At 37.7% G+C, this 17,052-nt stretch carries 18 protein-coding genes and 1 other annotated feature; of the genes, 6 read left to right on the top strand and 12 right to left on the bottom strand.

The window, feature by feature from the left end:
• Positions 1–7: 7 nt before the first annotated feature.
• Positions 8–931, bottom strand: coding sequence for a PTS sugar transporter subunit IIAB (locus P3R27_RS00540; protein WP_301356637.1), 924 nt, complete (start codon positions 929–931; stop codon positions 8–10).
• Positions 932–1,148: 217 nt separating this feature from the next.
• On the opposite strand from P3R27_RS00540, the gene P3R27_RS00535 reads away from it, so the two are divergent.
• From P3R27_RS00535 to P3R27_RS00525, 3 genes are all read left to right on the top strand, one after another.
• Positions 1,149–1,856 (top strand): GntR family transcriptional regulator, encoded by a 708-nt coding sequence (locus P3R27_RS00535; protein ID WP_010734297.1) that lies wholly within the window; start codon positions 1,149–1,151, stop codon positions 1,854–1,856.
• A 389-nt stretch (positions 1,857–2,245) separates the two neighbouring features.
• Positions 2,246–3,409, top strand: a complete 1,164-nt coding sequence (locus P3R27_RS00530; RefSeq protein ID WP_034687065.1) for a glycoside hydrolase family 88 protein — start codon at positions 2,246–2,248, stop codon at positions 3,407–3,409.
• A gap of 12 nt (positions 3,410–3,421) precedes the next feature.
• On the top strand, positions 3,422–5,209 hold the full coding sequence (locus P3R27_RS00525; RefSeq protein WP_126134351.1) for a glycoside hydrolase family 35 protein: 1,788 nt from the start codon (positions 3,422–3,424) through the stop codon (positions 5,207–5,209).
• A 63-nt stretch (positions 5,210–5,272) separates the two neighbouring features.
• On the opposite strand, the gene P3R27_RS00520 is transcribed toward P3R27_RS00525, so the two are convergent.
• From P3R27_RS00520 to P3R27_RS00490, 7 genes are all read right to left on the bottom strand, one after another.
• Positions 5,273–6,409, bottom strand: a complete 1,137-nt coding sequence (locus P3R27_RS00520; RefSeq protein ID WP_034687070.1) for an AI-2E family transporter — start codon at positions 6,407–6,409, stop codon at positions 5,273–5,275.
• Positions 6,410–6,515: 106 nt separating this feature from the next.
• On the bottom strand, positions 6,516–7,229 hold the full coding sequence (locus tag P3R27_RS00515) for an MgtC/SapB family protein (protein WP_010734293.1): 714 nt from the start codon (positions 7,227–7,229) through the stop codon (positions 6,516–6,518).
• Positions 7,230–7,368: 139 nt separating this feature from the next.
• The gene (gene nagB, locus P3R27_RS00510; protein ID WP_034687073.1) at positions 7,369–8,070 is read right to left on the bottom strand and encodes a glucosamine-6-phosphate deaminase; all 702 of its coding nucleotides are present in this window, start codon (positions 8,068–8,070) and stop codon (positions 7,369–7,371) included.
• Positions 8,071–8,293: 223 nt separating this feature from the next.
• On the bottom strand, positions 8,294–9,502 hold the full coding sequence (locus tag P3R27_RS00505; protein ID WP_034687075.1) for an MFS transporter: 1,209 nt from the start codon (positions 9,500–9,502) through the stop codon (positions 8,294–8,296).
• Between the two features lie 80 nt (positions 9,503–9,582).
• Positions 9,583–10,260: a TVP38/TMEM64 family protein gene (locus tag P3R27_RS00500; protein WP_034687077.1), complete on the bottom strand. Its 678-nt coding sequence runs from the start codon at positions 10,258–10,260 to the stop codon at positions 9,583–9,585.
• Positions 10,261–10,876: 616 nt separating this feature from the next.
• Positions 10,877–11,227, bottom strand: coding sequence for a hypothetical protein (locus P3R27_RS00495; RefSeq protein WP_034687083.1), 351 nt, complete (start codon positions 11,225–11,227; stop codon positions 10,877–10,879).
• A 123-nt stretch (positions 11,228–11,350) separates the two neighbouring features.
• Positions 11,351–11,545 (bottom strand): hypothetical protein, encoded by a 195-nt coding sequence (locus P3R27_RS00490; protein ID WP_034687084.1) that lies wholly within the window; start codon positions 11,543–11,545, stop codon positions 11,351–11,353.
• Between the two features lie 572 nt (positions 11,546–12,117).
• Here P3R27_RS00490 and P3R27_RS00485 point away from each other — a divergent pair.
• On the top strand, positions 12,118–12,375 hold the full coding sequence (locus tag P3R27_RS00485) for a hypothetical protein (protein ID WP_126134352.1): 258 nt from the start codon (positions 12,118–12,120) through the stop codon (positions 12,373–12,375).
• Positions 12,376–12,706: 331 nt separating this feature from the next.
• On the opposite strand, the gene rplL is transcribed toward P3R27_RS00485, so the two are convergent.
• The 4 genes from rplL to rplK all read right to left on the bottom strand — a co-directional run bounded on the left by rplL (position 12,707) and on the right by rplK (position 15,139).
• Positions 12,707–13,075: a 50S ribosomal protein L7/L12 gene (gene rplL / locus P3R27_RS00480; protein WP_010734285.1), complete on the bottom strand. Its 369-nt coding sequence runs from the start codon at positions 13,073–13,075 to the stop codon at positions 12,707–12,709.
• 57 nt (positions 13,076–13,132) lie between these two features.
• Positions 13,133–13,636 carry a 50S ribosomal protein L10 gene (rplJ, locus tag P3R27_RS00475; RefSeq protein WP_034687089.1) on the bottom strand — a complete coding sequence of 168 codons (504 nt, stop codon included), beginning with the start codon at positions 13,634–13,636 and terminating at the stop codon, positions 13,133–13,135.
• An 84-nt stretch (positions 13,637–13,720) separates the two neighbouring features.
• Positions 13,721–13,846 (bottom strand) — a sequence feature (ribosomal protein L10 leader region).
• Between the two features lie 79 nt (positions 13,847–13,925).
• Positions 13,926–14,615: a 50S ribosomal protein L1 gene (rplA, locus tag P3R27_RS00470; RefSeq protein WP_010734283.1), complete on the bottom strand. Its 690-nt coding sequence runs from the start codon at positions 14,613–14,615 to the stop codon at positions 13,926–13,928.
• Between the two features lie 101 nt (positions 14,616–14,716).
• Positions 14,717–15,139: a 50S ribosomal protein L11 gene (rplK, locus tag P3R27_RS00465; protein ID WP_010734282.1), complete on the bottom strand. Its 423-nt coding sequence runs from the start codon at positions 15,137–15,139 to the stop codon at positions 14,717–14,719.
• Between the two features lie 319 nt (positions 15,140–15,458).
• On the opposite strand from rplK, the gene sdaAB reads away from it, so the two are divergent.
• The gene (gene sdaAB, locus P3R27_RS00460; protein WP_010734281.1) at positions 15,459–16,127 is read left to right on the top strand and encodes an L-serine ammonia-lyase, iron-sulfur-dependent subunit beta; all 669 of its coding nucleotides are present in this window, start codon (positions 15,459–15,461) and stop codon (positions 16,125–16,127) included.
• 15 nt (positions 16,128–16,142) lie between these two features.
• Positions 16,143–17,015: an L-serine ammonia-lyase, iron-sulfur-dependent, subunit alpha gene (sdaAA, locus tag P3R27_RS00455; RefSeq protein WP_284592103.1), complete on the top strand. Its 873-nt coding sequence runs from the start codon at positions 16,143–16,145 to the stop codon at positions 17,013–17,015.
• The last annotated feature ends 37 nt before the right edge of the window (positions 17,016–17,052 follow it).

The following is a 17,052-nucleotide window of genomic DNA, read 5'->3' as shown; positions in this document are numbered from 1 at the left end:
TCCTAAATCACTTTCTTAGTTTTTCCATAAAATCGATGACTGGATCATTTGGTACCAGTTGAGCGGTCACCGTTATGTCTTTGGCTGCGATTGCTTCAAACACTGCTTCTTCTTCTTTCATGACCTTGATGCTTTTCGTGATTTCTCTCGCACCTTCTTTATGACTCATGTTTCCTACATTGATTGCAGCCAGCTCACCGCCCGCTTCTAAATACCGCAAGACATCTGTTGGATTTTTAAAAAGTAAAAAAATACGTTGTTTGCCGTATTTTCCAGATTGAACATTTTTTGCCGCCGCAGCAACAGTTAAAACGGATAGCCGCATAGATGTAGGCGCTGCGATTCTTAATGAAGATTTTTGTAAAGAATCCATTGCTGCCTCATCATTGATCACAATGATCCGTTGTGTATTCAAACTTGTGGACCAAATTCCTGCAACTTGACCATGAATCAAGCGTTCATCAATCCTTACATTGACAATATTCGCTTTGCCTTTAAATTCCTTATATTGTGCTAGATCTCCCTCTGCGGCTTGCGTTTCTTCCGCTTCCGTTGCGATCATCTTGTTTTTGATATCTACGATACCCCCGCATGCTAAATCGATCAACGCCTCGATCGTTGCTTGTGGATTAAGGGTCGCTTCCATGACTAAAGGTAAAGACATCCCAGCAATAATTGTAACTTCTTCATCTTCTAGGTAATTTTTTAGTGCTGTGTTACATGGTGTCCCACCTAGCAGATCTGCAATAATCAAGGTCGAACCGTTAAGGGCTTTCATTTTCTCAGTTAATTCGTGTTCAAATTGTAAATTATCACCATCTGATCTTAAAGAAAGTGTGTGGACATGTTCTTGCGCGCCAACGATCATTTCTAAACTGGCTTTGACTCCATCGGCCATGCTACCATGACTGACCAATAAGATATTTCTCATCTCTCTTCCCCCTTAAATAAACATCTAAGCTACTTAACATGTTAGCTATTGATTACGTACACTATATCACATATCAACTCAAACGTAAACCTAACATCTTAACATATTATATTTTTTTCTTGAAAAATTTAGTTCCAAAATTAATCCATTGCCACAAACAAGTTAACATGTTATGGTAAAATTAATTGAATACCGCAAAAAAAGGAGGTCTCATGTGGTGATTCCCAAATATGAACAAATTAAGCAAGAATTATTAGCTGAAATCAAAAATCATTTATTTGTTCCTGGAGATAAGTTTTACTCAGAAGCAGATATCAAGAAAAAATATTCTGTCAGCTCGATCACAGCCGTTAAAGCATTGAATGAACTTACAACTGCTGGCTATCTCTATCGCGTCCAAGGTAAAGGAACCTTTGTTTCTAAATCAAAAGTCTCTCAATCAGTCAAATTCTCAGATATCGAATTACATTCATTAGATAAAGAGAAGGTCAAGGTCGTTTCAATAGAAGAAGAGCAAGAACCTGATATTTTAGAAGAACTTGGACTACCAAAAAATGGTTCTTATTATCGCATCAAACGAGTGCGGTATTTTGAGGATATCCCTTTCCTTGTGCATATCACTCATTTGCCAAAACGCCTGGTCAAGGAACCTATTAGTAAAGACTTATCTCAATACTCCAGTATCTACGAGAGAGTGAGAAAAGATTTTGGGATCGACCTCTTCTCTCTTTCATCTGTTGAGACGAATGAAATCGTCTTTCCCGATGATCCAGAATTATTGAACTTGTTAAAGTTAAGCTTTCGCGAACCAGTCGTCAAACAAGTCAAGCATTCTTTTCTTGCCGATCGAAGCGTAGCCGAATATATCATTAGTTATAAGCACTGGAAATATTTCAAAACAAAAATCGAAGTAGAAGCAGAATAAGTAGAACGGTAATAGCCGTAATTTCGTACCCCTTGAATAAAATAAGAAAAACCAGAAGGAATTGGGACATTCGTTCTCTCCCACCACCTAAAACCGAATAAACGGCGGGAACAGAAGTAACCTCTTCGGAAATAAGGCGCTATCCACGAAAATTGTTCTTCAAACTTTTGTGGATGGCGCCTTATTTCTCGAGGCTGAACACTTCTGTCCCGGCCTCTTCTTACTATATGCCTCTGTCCAAGATCAGAGTTACCTACTTCAAAAAAATAAAATAAGGTTATTTATTTTTTGATTTTTCTGTTTTTTTAATTTTGCCATTCGCTTTTTCTGATTATTTAGGTTATACTAGCTTAAAGTTAATATGTTAACAAATTAAGAGGAGTGGTATGATGGGATTACAACAAACAAAAGTTTCCCTTATTTCCATAAGTAAGTCTGTCGATAGCGCCTGGCTAGCGAAGCAAATTGATTGGTGTTGCCAAAAAATCGAACATAATATGACACGCTACGGTCTAGACTTCCCGTCGGCTTGCGCAACAAATGGGATCTATCGGATCAAACCTAATGATGACTGGACGAATGGCTTTTGGACTGGCATGTTATGGTTGGCTTATGAATGGACTGGCAAAGAGAAATTTCTCGTACGTGCCATGGAAAATATCCATAGTTTCAAAGAGCGTTTAACCACACATCACGTGCTAGATCATCATGATATTGGTTTCTTATATAGTTTATCTGCTGGTGCAGGCTATCGGTTAACCAACAGCTTATTATGCAAAGAAGAATTGCTTCAAGCCGCAGATGTCTTACTTGCACGTTTTCAAGAAAAAGGACAATTTATCCAAGCCTGGGGCGCGTATGGCGATCCAAAAGAATATCGCTTGATCATCGATTCATTGATCAACTTACCTTTATTGTTCCAAGCTTCTGAGATTTCAGGTAATGATCATTATCGAGAAGTAGCAAAGAAACATTACGAAACAGTGTTACGTACCGTTGTTAGAGAAAACGCAACAACTTTCCATACGTATTATTTTGATCCTTCAACCGGTACACCAACTCACGGTGCCACACATCAGGGAAATAGCGATGCGTCGATTTGGGCACGTGGCCAAAGTTGGGCTGTTCTTGGGATTCCTTTAAATGAAAGTTATTTAAAAACTTCGTCTTTACCTACAAATTATGAAGCAATCGTGGATGTCTTTTTGGCACATTTACCAGAAGACCTTGTTCCTTATTGGGATTTTGATTTCACAGATGAACATCCTTCTGACAAAGATAGTTCAGCCTTAGCGATCACCGCCTGTGGATTATTAGAAGCCGCAAATATGGAAGCGTATCCTCAGTCTGAAGAATTAGCGAAAGGAATGCTCTACCAATTAAGCGAACATTACACATCTTTATCCGAACCTGATAATGAAGGTCTATTACTACATGGCGTATATGCCCATGCAGAAGGTAAAGGAATCGATGAACCTAATCTTTGGGGCGATTATTTCTATCTAGAAGCTCTGATGCGTTTAGCAAAACCCTCGTGGAAAAAATATTGGTAAGGAGAAACCAACATGCAAACTTTTGAAATAAAAGAAGACTTTCTTTTAGATGGGCAGCCAATTAAATTGATCAGTGGCGCCATCCACTATTTCCGTCTTCCTCAATCGCAATGGGAAGATAGCTTATATAACTTGAAAGCATTAGGCGCAAATACTGTCGAAACCTATATTCCTTGGAATATCCATGAACCCAAAGAAGGACAATTCAACTTCGAAGGAATGAATGATTTCACTGCTTTTGTTGCACTTGCTCAACAACTTGGCTTGATGGTCATTTTACGCCCTTCTGTATATATTTGTGCAGAATGGGAGTTTGGCGGTCTACCCGCTTGGTTGTTAAAAGAACCAGGTATTCGTTTGCGTTCGACGGATGAACGATTTATGACAAAAGTCAAAAAATACTATGATGTCTTACTGCCCAAGATCCTCCCTTTACAAATTTCAAACGGTGGCCCTGTTATCATGATCCAAATCGAGAATGAATATGGTTCTTATGGGATGGAAAAAGCGTATCTACGTAAAACGAAACAACTACTAGAGAATGCCGGCATCACTGTTCCTCTATTTACTTCCGATGGTGCTTGGAATGAAGTATTGGATGCTGGGACCCTGATTGAAGATGATGTATTCGTCACTGGTAATTTTGGTAGTCATTCTAAAGAGAATAGTGCGGTCTTGCAAGCTTTTTTTGAGAAACATGGGAAAAAATGGCCCTTGATGTGTATGGAATATTGGGATGGTTGGTTCAATCGCTGGGGCGAACCGATCATCAAACGAGATGCTCAAGACCTAGCGAATGAAGTCAAAGATATGTTAGAAGTTGGTTCTTTGAATCTGTACATGTTCCATGGAGGCACCAATTTTGGTTTTTATAATGGCTGTTCCGCTCGTGGAAACACCGATTTACCACAATTGACAAGCTATGACTACGATGCGTTACTCACTGAAGCTGGTGAACCTACAGAAAAATATTATGCTGTCCAACAAGCAATCAAAGAAGTTTGCCCCGATGTATGGCAAGCAGAACCACGTACAAAACATTTAGAGTCTCTTGGTAGTTACCCAATTGATACTAGCGTTTCTTTACTAAACACAAAAGAAACACTAGCAAAAGCAGTACCTACCGCTTATCCTATGACGATGGAACAAGTCAGCAATGGATATGGCTATGTCTTATATTCCTTAGCTCTGAGAAACTATCACCATGAAAACAAAGTTCGGATCATCGAAGCAAGTGATCGAGTTTCCGTTTATGTGGACGAAACCTATCAATTGACGCAAGAACAAACAACGATAGGTGAAGAGTTCATGATCCAAGGAAAGACAGAAAATGAAGAAATCCAATTAGATGTACTAGTAGAAAATCATGGAAGAGTCAATTATGGCTCAAAATTGAATAACCCGACCCAAACAAAAGGGATTCGTGGCGGAATCATGCAAGATATCCATTTCCATCAAGGCTATTTACATTATCCTTTGTCACTATCAGCCGAGCAACTTCAGCTGATCGACTATCAAGCTGGCAAAAATCCAGCTCATCCTTCGTTTTATCACGTATCATTTGATGTAGCCGAGCCGATAGATACGTATATCGATTGTTCCAACTATGGTAAAGGAGTGATTTTTGTCAATGGGATCAACCTTGGCCGCTATTGGAATCGTGGACCGATCTATTCACTTTATTGTCCAAAAGATTTCCTTAACCAAGGGACAAATGAAGTGGTGATCTTCGAAACAGAAGGTGTCGAGATCCGCTCCTTAGATTTTCTTGCAGAACCGAAACTTGAGCAAAGTGTTTGATAATTATATCTAAACAAAGACGAGGATCATCATTTGATGATCCTCGTCTCTTTTCGTTGACAGTTATTCATGTTCTAATTCAATTTTCTTGGGTTGTTCTTCTGCTGGAACTTGTTCAAACTTCCGCAATAAATAAATCTTACGAATATTCAATACTAATGTTTTGATCACCGCATACACAGGGATACAAATCAACATTCCCATGATCCCAGCAACACTTCCTGCACCGATCAATACTAAAATGATCGTTAGCGGATGAATGTTCATTGTTTTTCCGAAGAGTAATGGCTTGATCACATTGCCATCCAATTGTTGGATAACAAGAATGGATAATGCCATGTATAGTGCTTGAAATGGCGAAATAAACAGTCCGACAATAATAGCTGGTACTGCACCAATAAAAGGGCCCACGTACGGTATGATATTCGTCACTCCGCAAACGACTGCCAGCAACAAACTATAAGGCTGCTTGAAAATCGTCATTGCAATAAAGCTCATCACGCCAATGATCACTGCATCCACAATCGTGCTACTGATGTAAGCAGATAACGTTTCATTCAACTCTCTGACCGTTTGTCGTAATTCTCCTCGGATTGCTTGAGGAAAGAAAGGCGATAACGCATCAATAAATTTATGTCCATCTTTGAACATGAATAATAAGATGAATGGGACAGTAAACAATAAAATAAAGAATTGCATCATAAAAGAAAGAATTCTTGAAACGCTCCCTGTCAGACTAACCAACAAGATATTGAATAAGTTGCTCAACGACAAGTTGGCAGACACAAACTGTTCTTCTAGATTCAATGAACGAAACTCTTCTCTTTGCATGATCTCAGTCAACCAACGACTTGTTTCGTCTGCATATGCAGGGATACTGCTGGTTAATTGCACTGCTTGATCAACCAATTGAGGCAAGATGTTCATGATGGTCAAAAAGACGATCACTAATAAAACGATCAATGTCAATAGATAGCCCAACACGCGTGGTACTCGATGTTTTTCTAAAAACAAGACAACTGGATTAAACATATAATAGAAAAATCCAGCAATGATCAATGGCATAATGATTGCAGATGCCATTCTCAAAATCGGGTGAAACACATTTGGCATACGTAAAATAAAGAAAACGCCAATAATCGTTAAGACTAATTCCACTGTCCAAAACAATAATTTTGACTCTTTGAACCTTGAATACATAGATATCCTCCAAATTTCATGCTTACAGATACTCTTATTTTATCATTTATTCATCGATAAAGCGCTATTTTTTCTTTTATTTCTTGTTATTTAAAAAAATGGTCACTCAGGTAGATAAACTAACCAGATGTAAGTTAGTAATATTTTTATACGTGGATAATTCTTCGATCACTTCTGCATACGTCAATCCTTTTGGTAAATCGATCGTATAAACATTTTTATAAATACGGTAATCATCCACAAATTTTACATCAAAATTGACATCCTCGATCGTAATGTTTCTTTTTTCAAAATAATCATTCAAGAAATCCTTGGTTTCTTTTCGATGAATAAATTGGATCACTAATTTTTTTGTTGTTGGTACATGGATGATGCGCTTCACCACAGTCAATGCAAACACAATACCGACGAAACTAGTTAGTGCAATGGCATAAAAACCCATTCCGATTGCAATACCCAATCCTGCGATTGCCCAAAGTGAGGCTGCGGTCGTTAATCCAGTCACTGATTGTTTCGTAACAATGATCGTACCTGCTCCTAAAAAACCGACGCCACTGACAACTTGTGCAATCAAACGAGCTTCATCTGAACGGAGGGTCCCAACTAATTCAGGATACTCTAATGCATTTCTCAACGCACCACTGGCAATTTCCACTTGGATCAAGGCAATAATACAAGCCCCCATACAAACCAAAATATGTGTACGCATCCCTGCTGGACGGTTTTTATATTGTCGCTCAAAACCAATTGCTCCGCCAAAAAGCAATGCGATACTCAATCGTATAATAATTTCTGGTATGGATAAAACCATATCCTCCATGAATATCCCCCCTCTTATCAAATATAGCATGACTAAAAAAAACAAACAAAATATAACTATTTTTTATGACCTAAAAAAGCCACTGTGCCAGATCATCTGATAAAAACCAGATGATCTCCAGTGACTGAAATCTTTTCTATTATAATTTGCTTGCTGCTGCTTCATCAACAATGACTATCACGTCATCATGCTTTTGCAAAGCACTTGCTGGCATATCTGTGGTAACCGGTCCATTGATCATTCCTTTGATTGCTTCTGCTTTACTTTCGCCATAAGCCATCAAGACGATTTTTTTACCGTTTAGAATTGAGCCGATTCCCATAGAAACTGCTTTCGTTGGGACGTCTTCCACTTTATCAAAGAATCGTTTATTGGCATTGATTGTTGATTCAGTTAAATCAACAACACTTGTTTTTCCATCAAATGGAGCACCAGGTTCATTAAAACCGATGTGACCGTTTTGACCGATCCCTAAAATTTGGATATCGATTGGATGTTCTTCAATGATTTGGTCGTAGGATTGACAAGCTTGTTCTAAATCAGCTGCTTTTCCATCAGGTACGAATGTTTCTTTAAATGGTTTCTTGTCGAATAATTCAACATTCATAAAATGGCGGTAGCTTTGATCATCTGAGCCACCTAGTCCAACATACTCATCCAAGTTAACAGAAGTCATGTTACTGAAATCCATGTCGCTTGAAGTCATTTCTTTATATAAAGTGATTGGCGTACTTCCTGTTGCTAAACCTAGAACTTTCGCACCATTTTCCATTCCATTTTTAATTATCTCAAAAGCTTTTTTTCCGCCTTCTTCAGCATTTTTCACACGAATGATTTCCATAACGATTACTCCCTTTTATTTTGGTATAGCCCAATTATAGCACCTTTATTTCAAAATGACAATATCTGTATAGACCAAATATACGATAATTATCAAAATATTATTGATTTCATCAAAACGTAACTAAAAGTTCCAGAATCAAAAAAACGATCAAAGTCATATATTTCTGATGACTTTGATCGTTTTTATAATGCCATAGTTTCTGTCTTAATAGCATTTGGGGTTATAGCGATTGTTCCAAATTATTTCTACGAGTAGAGAAATAATATTGAAAGAAAAAAGCGCACAATTGGAAAATCAGTCCCGTAACAGTCACACCTACCCAACCATAATGCTGCCACATCACTGAGCCTAATAAAGAGCCTGTTGCTCCACCGATAAAGTACATAAACATAAAAATCGTGTTGTTGCGATTACTTGTTGCTTCGCCAAGACCTTGTACTCTGCTTTGATTCGCTACTTGCCCGAACTGGTTTCCAACATCTAATAAAATGATTGCAACTAATAGGACAGCAACATAGTCACCCGCAACAAACAAAGCGAGAAAACTAATTGTCTGCATCCCTAAACCCATACCAACAATCCGTCTTTCCGAATAAGTATCGGCCAAGCGACCAACGATCGGTGCAGCTACTGCTCCCGACAAACCAAAGATCGCCAGGATTCCTGCTTCAAAAGTACCCCATCCATAAGCTGGGCTACTGATATAAAAGATCAGCGTTGACCAAAAAAGCGAAAAAGTTCCAAACATAAAAAAGCCATTGATTGCAGCTTCACGTAACAATCGTTGTTCTTTGACGAGTTTTGGTAAACTTTGTAATGAAGCAAGATAAGAGACTGTAGATTCTTTTTCCAACGTTCCTTGTGTTCTTGGTAATTTTAAATAGAGTAGCACAGTGAGCGCCCCCACCAGACAAAGGGCAAATAAATAAACACTGCGCCAAGAAAACCAACTAGCAAGAAGTCCCGAAACAGTTCGAGAGAGCAAGATTCCCATTAGTAAACCACTCAATAAGATCCCCATGGTTTTTCCTCGCGCTGCTGGTCCTGCAAGTACGGCGCCGTAGGGAATAATGATTTGCGGAACGATCGATAGTAGACCAATCAAGAAAGAAGCAACTGCAAATAAAGCAAAGTTTGGTGCAAAAAAGGCTGCTAATAACGATAGTGCAGATAATCCCGCCATGCGAATGATCAATTTAGGTCGATCGACGACATCCCCTAACGGAACTAAAAATAACAATCCTAATGCATAGCCTAATTGAGTCAGCATCGTCAACAAACCTACAGCACTCGTATTGACTGATAAATTTGCTGCTACTTTTGTGCCAATTGGTTGGATATAATACATATTTGCGACGACTACCCCACAGGTGATCGCTAATAATAAAATCAATGATTTCGAAAGCGGTGTTTGCTTATTCATTTCCATCGGATTCCCCCATTTCCTTTCTTAGTTTACAACTTCTTAGAATAATTGAAAACAGGGAGGCTCAAATAAAATAAATAAGGTTATTTAACTAAATGTTTTCTTCGATCATGATAGATAATAAACACCAATACTGTTAAAACTAACACACTAGCAACCAAAACAAGTGCTTTTATATGTTCCCCATGAAACAATGCTTCTCCACCACACGCATATAAAAGGGAAGATGGCACTACACCGATAAGGATCGATAATAATAACTCACGAACCGAAAGATTTAAGGAGGTTGCGGCAAAGTTCACGACAGAAGACGGAATCACCGGTACCATATAGCCAATCATGACTCCTATTTTTGGATGCTTCATCCGACGTATTGCTTTGACCCAACGATTCTCTTTTTTACTATGATCCATAAAGGATAAATGTTGCATCAAAACAATTGATAAGATATTTCCAATTGCATTGCCTGTTACATTGATAACTGTTCCTAGAAATGGACCATAACTTAGGCCGACGACCACACCGATTACAGAAGTAGGAATACCTGGCACCGCACACATCAAACTGATCAACAGCGTCAAAATAAACGCAGCAGATACTCCGTGTGAACGAATTTCTCGCATCCATTCTTTGCGGCTTGCCTGTGGATCTAGTAATAAGTGGATATCTGGTCGATACTCTAAATAAAGTTGATAGCCAACAAACAAAATCAGCAGTAATCCTAAACCAATCAATGTATTACGTATATATTGCTTTTTCATAGCGACTTCTTCTCCTCCTCAGACTTACTCACTGTTAGTGTATCATTAGATGAGGAAACAGAACAAACGTGAAACTTAAAATACCAGACTTTCTATCACTATTATGCTAAACATGCTGAAGGCAAAACAATTTGCTCAAAAAATACTGAAACCACTCATATCGAAGACTTCGGTGCATAAGAATGAATAGAAAAGATTTAATTACTTTTACTTTGCAATAATTCACTGCTTTTAGTTTACTTTGGTTGCTTTAATATCTGGCTTTTTAATTTTTCATTAATTAATATTTCCTATTTCTTTCTACATCGTAAGAGGATTTTTTCGATTCATCAGACTGTACTATCAGAGGATTTATTGTACATAAAGTCTATAGCTACGTTTAAATTCAATATTTGCCATTTTCATCACTGCTTTTATTGCTTCATCTGAAGAGTCGAACTCATACTTACTCTTTTCGAATCCATCTTCAACTATTGTATATCGTTCTTGATCATAACTGATAAGTAAATAGCGATCTTTTTTGAACGTAAGAATTTTTAACTTAAAACAATCCTTCGATTTAAATTTTCTTTTCAAAAATTGCTTTAATTGCTTTTTACAAATCATGTTCATTTTACTATGCCTCTACTTTCTTCATAGACTTAGTAACTCTGTGATTTTTATTGAATCGATGAACAACTCTATTTACTTCTTTATCAAATAATTCTTTCTTTAACGTTCGACTAATATAAAAAACTTGTACCCTCTTATCCTCTATTATAAATGCAATTCGAAAATTTTCTTTTCCTAAGCGGATTTTCATTTCATAAATTGATTGTTTTACAGGTGCATCAACACGTTTGATTCGATAAAAGTTGTGCATCAAATACTCTTTCAATTTATATAAGATTATTTCTTGATACCTTTTTGATTGATTCTCAGAAAATATATTCAGAATTTCTTTACTGACTTTAACCTCATATGTCATGCCTATCCCTTCTTACATATATTTTTAAAGTTTATCTATCCACATTTTCTCACTGATAAGCTTTATGAAATTAAGCACGTGTTGTCCTTCTATTGCTTTGTCTGGTTAAAGTTTCAATCATTTTCACTTTTCTATGATAGTGACATTTGCTTTTCCACAAGTTAATTCTTGTTCTAATATTGTCTTTATTTGCAATGCACATTCTTTTGAAAATGGTTCAGCTTCTTCCCATGATCCTAATAATGGATAATTATGGCGTACTGTTTTAACATACTGTTTATTTTTTACTCCTCGCGTTTGGACTTCTACATAATACATAACTATACCTTCTTTGTTAAATTATTTATGTAAAGGCTACTCTTTCAAGCAGCTTAGAAAAAAGTGGCAGAAAACACAGAAGATCTGGCGAGATTAATTGGGGGTTACAACGACAAGCCTTTTGTCCTACAAGTTGGATAGACGATCATGTACCACAACATAATTATAATCTATAAAAACAAGGATTTTTATTCGTTTTATTTATATCTGCCATAAAAAATACCATCCGAAGATGGATAGCGCATAAGCTTTTACCTGTATTTTAATTTTATAATTATTGATGGCTTCTATTCACTTCAACTACTTTAATATCAAGCTTTTAATAATTAAAAAAATTACTAATAGTTTCTGTGCTTTAATGAAAATTACTATCATTTTTAGTTACTCCACCAAAGTATAGCTCAGAAACCCACCACTTTTTCAATCAAATAATCCTATGGAGGGCAGGAACTATCAATTGTTGAGTTCTTCTTGTCCTTTATGCAAATAAACATATATAAGTGTTTTATTTTTGAAAAATTAATGGCAACGTCCTATACTTAAATTATCAAATAAAAAGGACGTGAAGATAAATGTCAGATTTAGAACACAAAGAAGAAAAAGCTTTAGACAAAATTGTTGCTGCAGTCAATAAACTGGATAAAGAATTAAATGAACTTGATACGTTATCTGAAAATCCAGAAAAAAAACACAATCTAAAAAAATGGTTAGTTGAACGTAAGGCGATTCATGAAATCAAAAAAATTCTTCATGAAGCTGATAAATACGAAAAATATGATGAAAAAGAACTTGATAAAGAATTTAAAGAAATTAATGATCTATTACAATAATCTGTTCAAACGACTCATTTTGAGTCGTTTTTTTTATACAAAAACACACCAGAATGCGTCTGGATAATAGTTGACTTACAAGAAGATTGTACACGTACCTAAATTACTTTTAGCTACTGTTATCTATCGTCAACTATATCTAATAACGAATAAGTTTTAGCAATTGACTTGATAAACACCTTTCTTCTCTCCTACTCCTCATGTTTAAATGATGTTTATATTTTTACTTGTATTACCACGAGTTAAACTAGAAACACAGTGTATTTCAATAAACAAAAAAAGCTAAAAACCTTAATAAATAAGGTTTTTAGCCGATCGAAAATCAATAAAATTATTTAACTGTTACAGAAGCGCCAACTTCTTCAAGTTTAGCTTTTAATTCTTCAGCTTCTTCTTTAGAAACGCCTTCTTTAACTGGTGCAGGAGCGCCATCAACTACAGCTTTAGCTTCTTTCAAGCCTAAGCCAGTTGCTTCACGAACTGCTTTGATAACTTTAACTTTTTGGTCTCCAGCTGCAGTTAATTCTACAGTGAATTCAGTTTGTTCTTCAGCAGCAGCACCGCCACCAGCAGCAACTGCAGCTACAGGAGCAGCAGCAGATACGCCAAATTCTTCTTCAATAGCTTTAACTAGGTCGTTAAGTTCTAGGATAGTTGCTTCTTTTAACTCAGCAACGATGTTTTCAATGTTCAATGCCATTTTTGTTTCCTCCATTTTAAATGTTCTTTTTTTATTTATTGTTATGCTATGCGGCGATTAAGCTGCATCTCCATCTTCTTTGTCTGCGACTGCTTTGACAGCGTAAGCCACGTTGCGGACTGGCGCTTGTAGTACAGATAGCAACATAGATAGAAGTCCTTCGCGGTTTGGCAATTTTGCCAATGCTGTGATTTCTTCCAATGTAGATACTTTACCTTCGATGATACCGCCTTTGATTTCTAATGCTTTTGCATCTTTAGCAAATTCGTCCATGATTTTCGCTGGTGCTACTACATCTTCGTTACTGAATGCAACGGCTGTAGGGCCAGTGAAAACTTCGTCCATGCCTTCTAGACCGGCTTTTTTCGCTGCACGTGAAAGGATTGAGTTTTTGATAACTTTCATTTCAACGTTAGCTTCACGAAGTTGTTTACGTAAGCGAGTTACTTCATCAACAGTTAATCCACGGTAGTCAACTACGACTACAGAAGCTGCTTCAGTAAATTTTGCACTTACTTCGTCAACGATTGCTGCTTTTTTTGCGATAATTGCTTCACTCATTTTTGAGTTTCACCTCCTGAATTTTGATGGAAGAGTTTTTACGACTGAATCGTTTGTTCATCATCTAATCACTGCGTTCTTAGTGATTCACAACAAAAAACTCTATGCCACCGTAGACATAGAGGGACTATTGAATATATTCAATAAACGTCCTCGGTAGGAAATTAAGGCTAAGCCACCTACTGTCTTCGGTACAAGTTAATTATTAACCTCAACTAGCTTAGCACGCTAAACTAGTTGAGTCAAGAATTATTTTTCAGTTGGATCAATCAACGTCCTAATCGTTGGATTAGAAAGAAGCTTGGTCTACATGGATACCAGGTCCAAATGTTGTTGTTACAGTAATGTTTTTCATGTATTGACCTTTAGCTGCAGATGGTTTAGCTTTCACTAATACATCATGGATCGCAGCAAAGTTTTCAACTAATTTTTCGTTGTCGAAAGAAACTTTACCGATTGGTACGTGGATGTTTCCAGCTTTGTCAACGCGGTAAGTTACTTTACCAGCTTTTACTTCGTTGATTGCTTTTGTAACGTCCATTGTTACAGTACCAGTTTTAGGGTTTGGCATTAAGCCTTTAGGTCCTAATACACGTCCTAGACGTCCAACAGTAGCCATCATGTCAGGTGTTGCAACAACTACGTCAAAGTCAAACCATCCGTTTTGGATTTTTTGAACCATATCGTCGTCACCAACGAAGTCTGCACCAGCTGCTTCAGCTTCTTTTGCTTTGTCTCCTTTAGCAAATACTAAAACAGTTTGTGTTTTACCAGTTCCGTTTGGTAATACAACAGCTCCACGAATTTGTTGGTCTGCTTTTTTAGGGTCTACGTTTAGACGGTATGCAACTTCAACTGTTGCATCAAATTTTGCAATGTTTGTTTCTTTCGCTAATGCTACTGCTTCAGCGACAGAATAAACTTTACTTGAATCCACTTTTTTCAATGCTTCTTGCATTTTTTTGCTCTTTTTAGCCATTTTGGTTCCTCCTTGATTGTGGTTATAACGGTTGTACCTCCCACGTGTCCTATACCTTTCAATACAGGGCCAACTGAGAAGCTACTTTCTTAGGGTGCAGATTATTCTACAGTGATCCCCATGCTTCGTGCAGTTCCTTCAACCATGCGCATTGCTGCTTCAACGTTTGCTGCGTTTAGGTCTTCCATTTTTAATTCAGCGATTTCTTTTACTTGATCGCTAGAAACTTTAGCAACTTTATTTTTGTTTGGTTCGCCTGAACCTTTTTCGATTTTCGCTGCTTTTTTCAATAAGACTGCAGCTGGTGGTGTTTTTGTTACGAATGTGAATGAACGGTCTTCGTATACAGAAATCACAACTGGAATGATCAAACCTGCTTGATCAGCTGTACGAGCATTGAATTCTTTTGTGAATCCCATGATATTGATACCCGCTTGACCTAGTGCAGGACCTACTGGGGGAGCTGGAGTTGCTTTACCTGCAGGAATTTGCAATTTAACGATTTTTTCTACTTTCTTTGCCACGAGACATACCTCCTTAAGTCCGTGATGTGGTTAATTGGAGATGCATATTTCTCCTCCCACGTATTGTCAGTTGATCTTAAAATCAATTGACATATCATGTACATAACGAATGCACACTGATACAGTATAGCAAATTTTTCTTTTTTTTCAACAATTTTTTCTGATTATTTTCACCTTTATCCAAAAAAAGCTAAATATCTGGTTAAAACGTGAAGAAATCTCTTTATAGATCGCTTATTTATGCTAAACTTACGCCTGTATGAACCTAATACATAATATATATAGTAAATAAATTCTTCTATTCTAATGAGGTGAAATAATGAAAGATCTAAAATACAGAAGTGTATTTGATATTATTGGTCCTGTCATGATCGGACCGAGCAGTTCGCATACCGCTGGAGCAGCAAGAATCGGAAAGATCGTCCGTAGTATTTTTGGCGATCAACCAGATTCTGTTGACATCTACCTATATGAGTCTTTTGCCAAAACCTATCGTGGACACGGTACTGATATTGCCTTAGTTGGAGGATTATTAGGCATGGAACCTGATGATTCTCGTTTAGCAGATTCGTTAAGGTTGGCTCATGAAGCAGGTATGGAAGTATTATTCGTACCTAAAAGTGAAAAAGCCGACCATCCTAATTCCGTCAAAATGTTGTTGAAAAAAGGCAGTCGAAAGCTTTCGGTTACAGGCATCTCAATTGGTGGGGGCAACATCCAGATTTCTGAATTGAACGGCTTCAAGATCTCATTAAGCATGGGAACACCGACCTTGATCATCGTCCACCAAGACGTTCCTGGCATGATTGCTAAAGTCACCAATATTCTTTCAGAAACTAATACCAATATCGGTACAATGACAGTGACTCGTGAGTCAAAAGGTGAAAATGCTATTATGATCATGGAAGTGGACGATCCTCAAGTAGAAGATACCGTAAAAAAACTAAAACAGTTACCAAATATTGACAGTGTCAATTATTTCGAGTAAAGGAGCAGACGAGGTATGTTTTTATCAATTGAAGAATTAGTCCAACAAGCACAAGACTACCCTAGCGTTGCCGAATTAATGATCGCAGTTGAGATGGAGATGAACGGTCGTTCTCGTGAGCAGATCATCAAGATCATGGAAAAGAATCTAATCGTGATGGAACAATCTATCGCAGAAGGAAAAGCCGGCGTAACTTCTGTCACAGGAATTACTGGCGGCGATGCCAAAAAGATGGACAACTATCTTTCTCACGCTGATTTCCTTAGTGGCGAAACAATCTTAACCGCGGTACGTAATGCGATTGCTGTGAACGAAGTCAATGCCAAAATGGGATTGATCTGCGCAACACCTACTGCGGGCAGCGCAGGAGTTGTCCCTGGTGTCTTGATGGCCGTACGTGATCGTTTGCAATTAACCCATGAACAACAACTCGACTTCTTATTTACAGCTGGCGCTTTTGGCTTGGTCATTGCAAACAACGCATCGATCAGCGGGGCTGAAGGTGGTTGTCAAGCAGAAGTCGGATCAGCGAGTGCGATGGCTTCGGCTGCCTTGGTTTGTGCAAAAAACGGCACAGCTCACCAAGCCGCCCAAGCTGTGGCAATCACGCTTAAAAATATGATGGGTTTGATCTGCGATCCTGTAGCTGGTCTCGTCGAAGTCCCTTGCGTTAAAAGAAATGCTTTAGGTTCGTCACAAGCATTCATCTCAGCTGATATGGCTTTAGCTGGCATCGAAAGCGTGATCCCACCTGATGAAGTAGTCGCTGCCATGTACCAAGTGGGCAGACAAATGCCTTCGATTTTCAAAGAAACCGCAGAAGGCGGTCTTGCAGTGACACCTACCGCGAAACGATTAACGAAAGAAATCTTAGAAAAACAAACATAGTTACTTCTTATATCAAAAGCTGAATCAGACAATGCAC

Origin of the sequence: Enterococcus spodopteracolus, assembly GCF_030441955.1 — a bacterium.
GTDB classification, from domain to species: domain Bacteria; phylum Bacillota; class Bacilli; order Lactobacillales; family Enterococcaceae; genus Enterococcus_B; species Enterococcus_B spodopteracolus.
The sequence above is the reverse complement of the archived record's forward strand: the minus strand, read 5'-3'. Positions and strand labels throughout refer to the sequence as shown.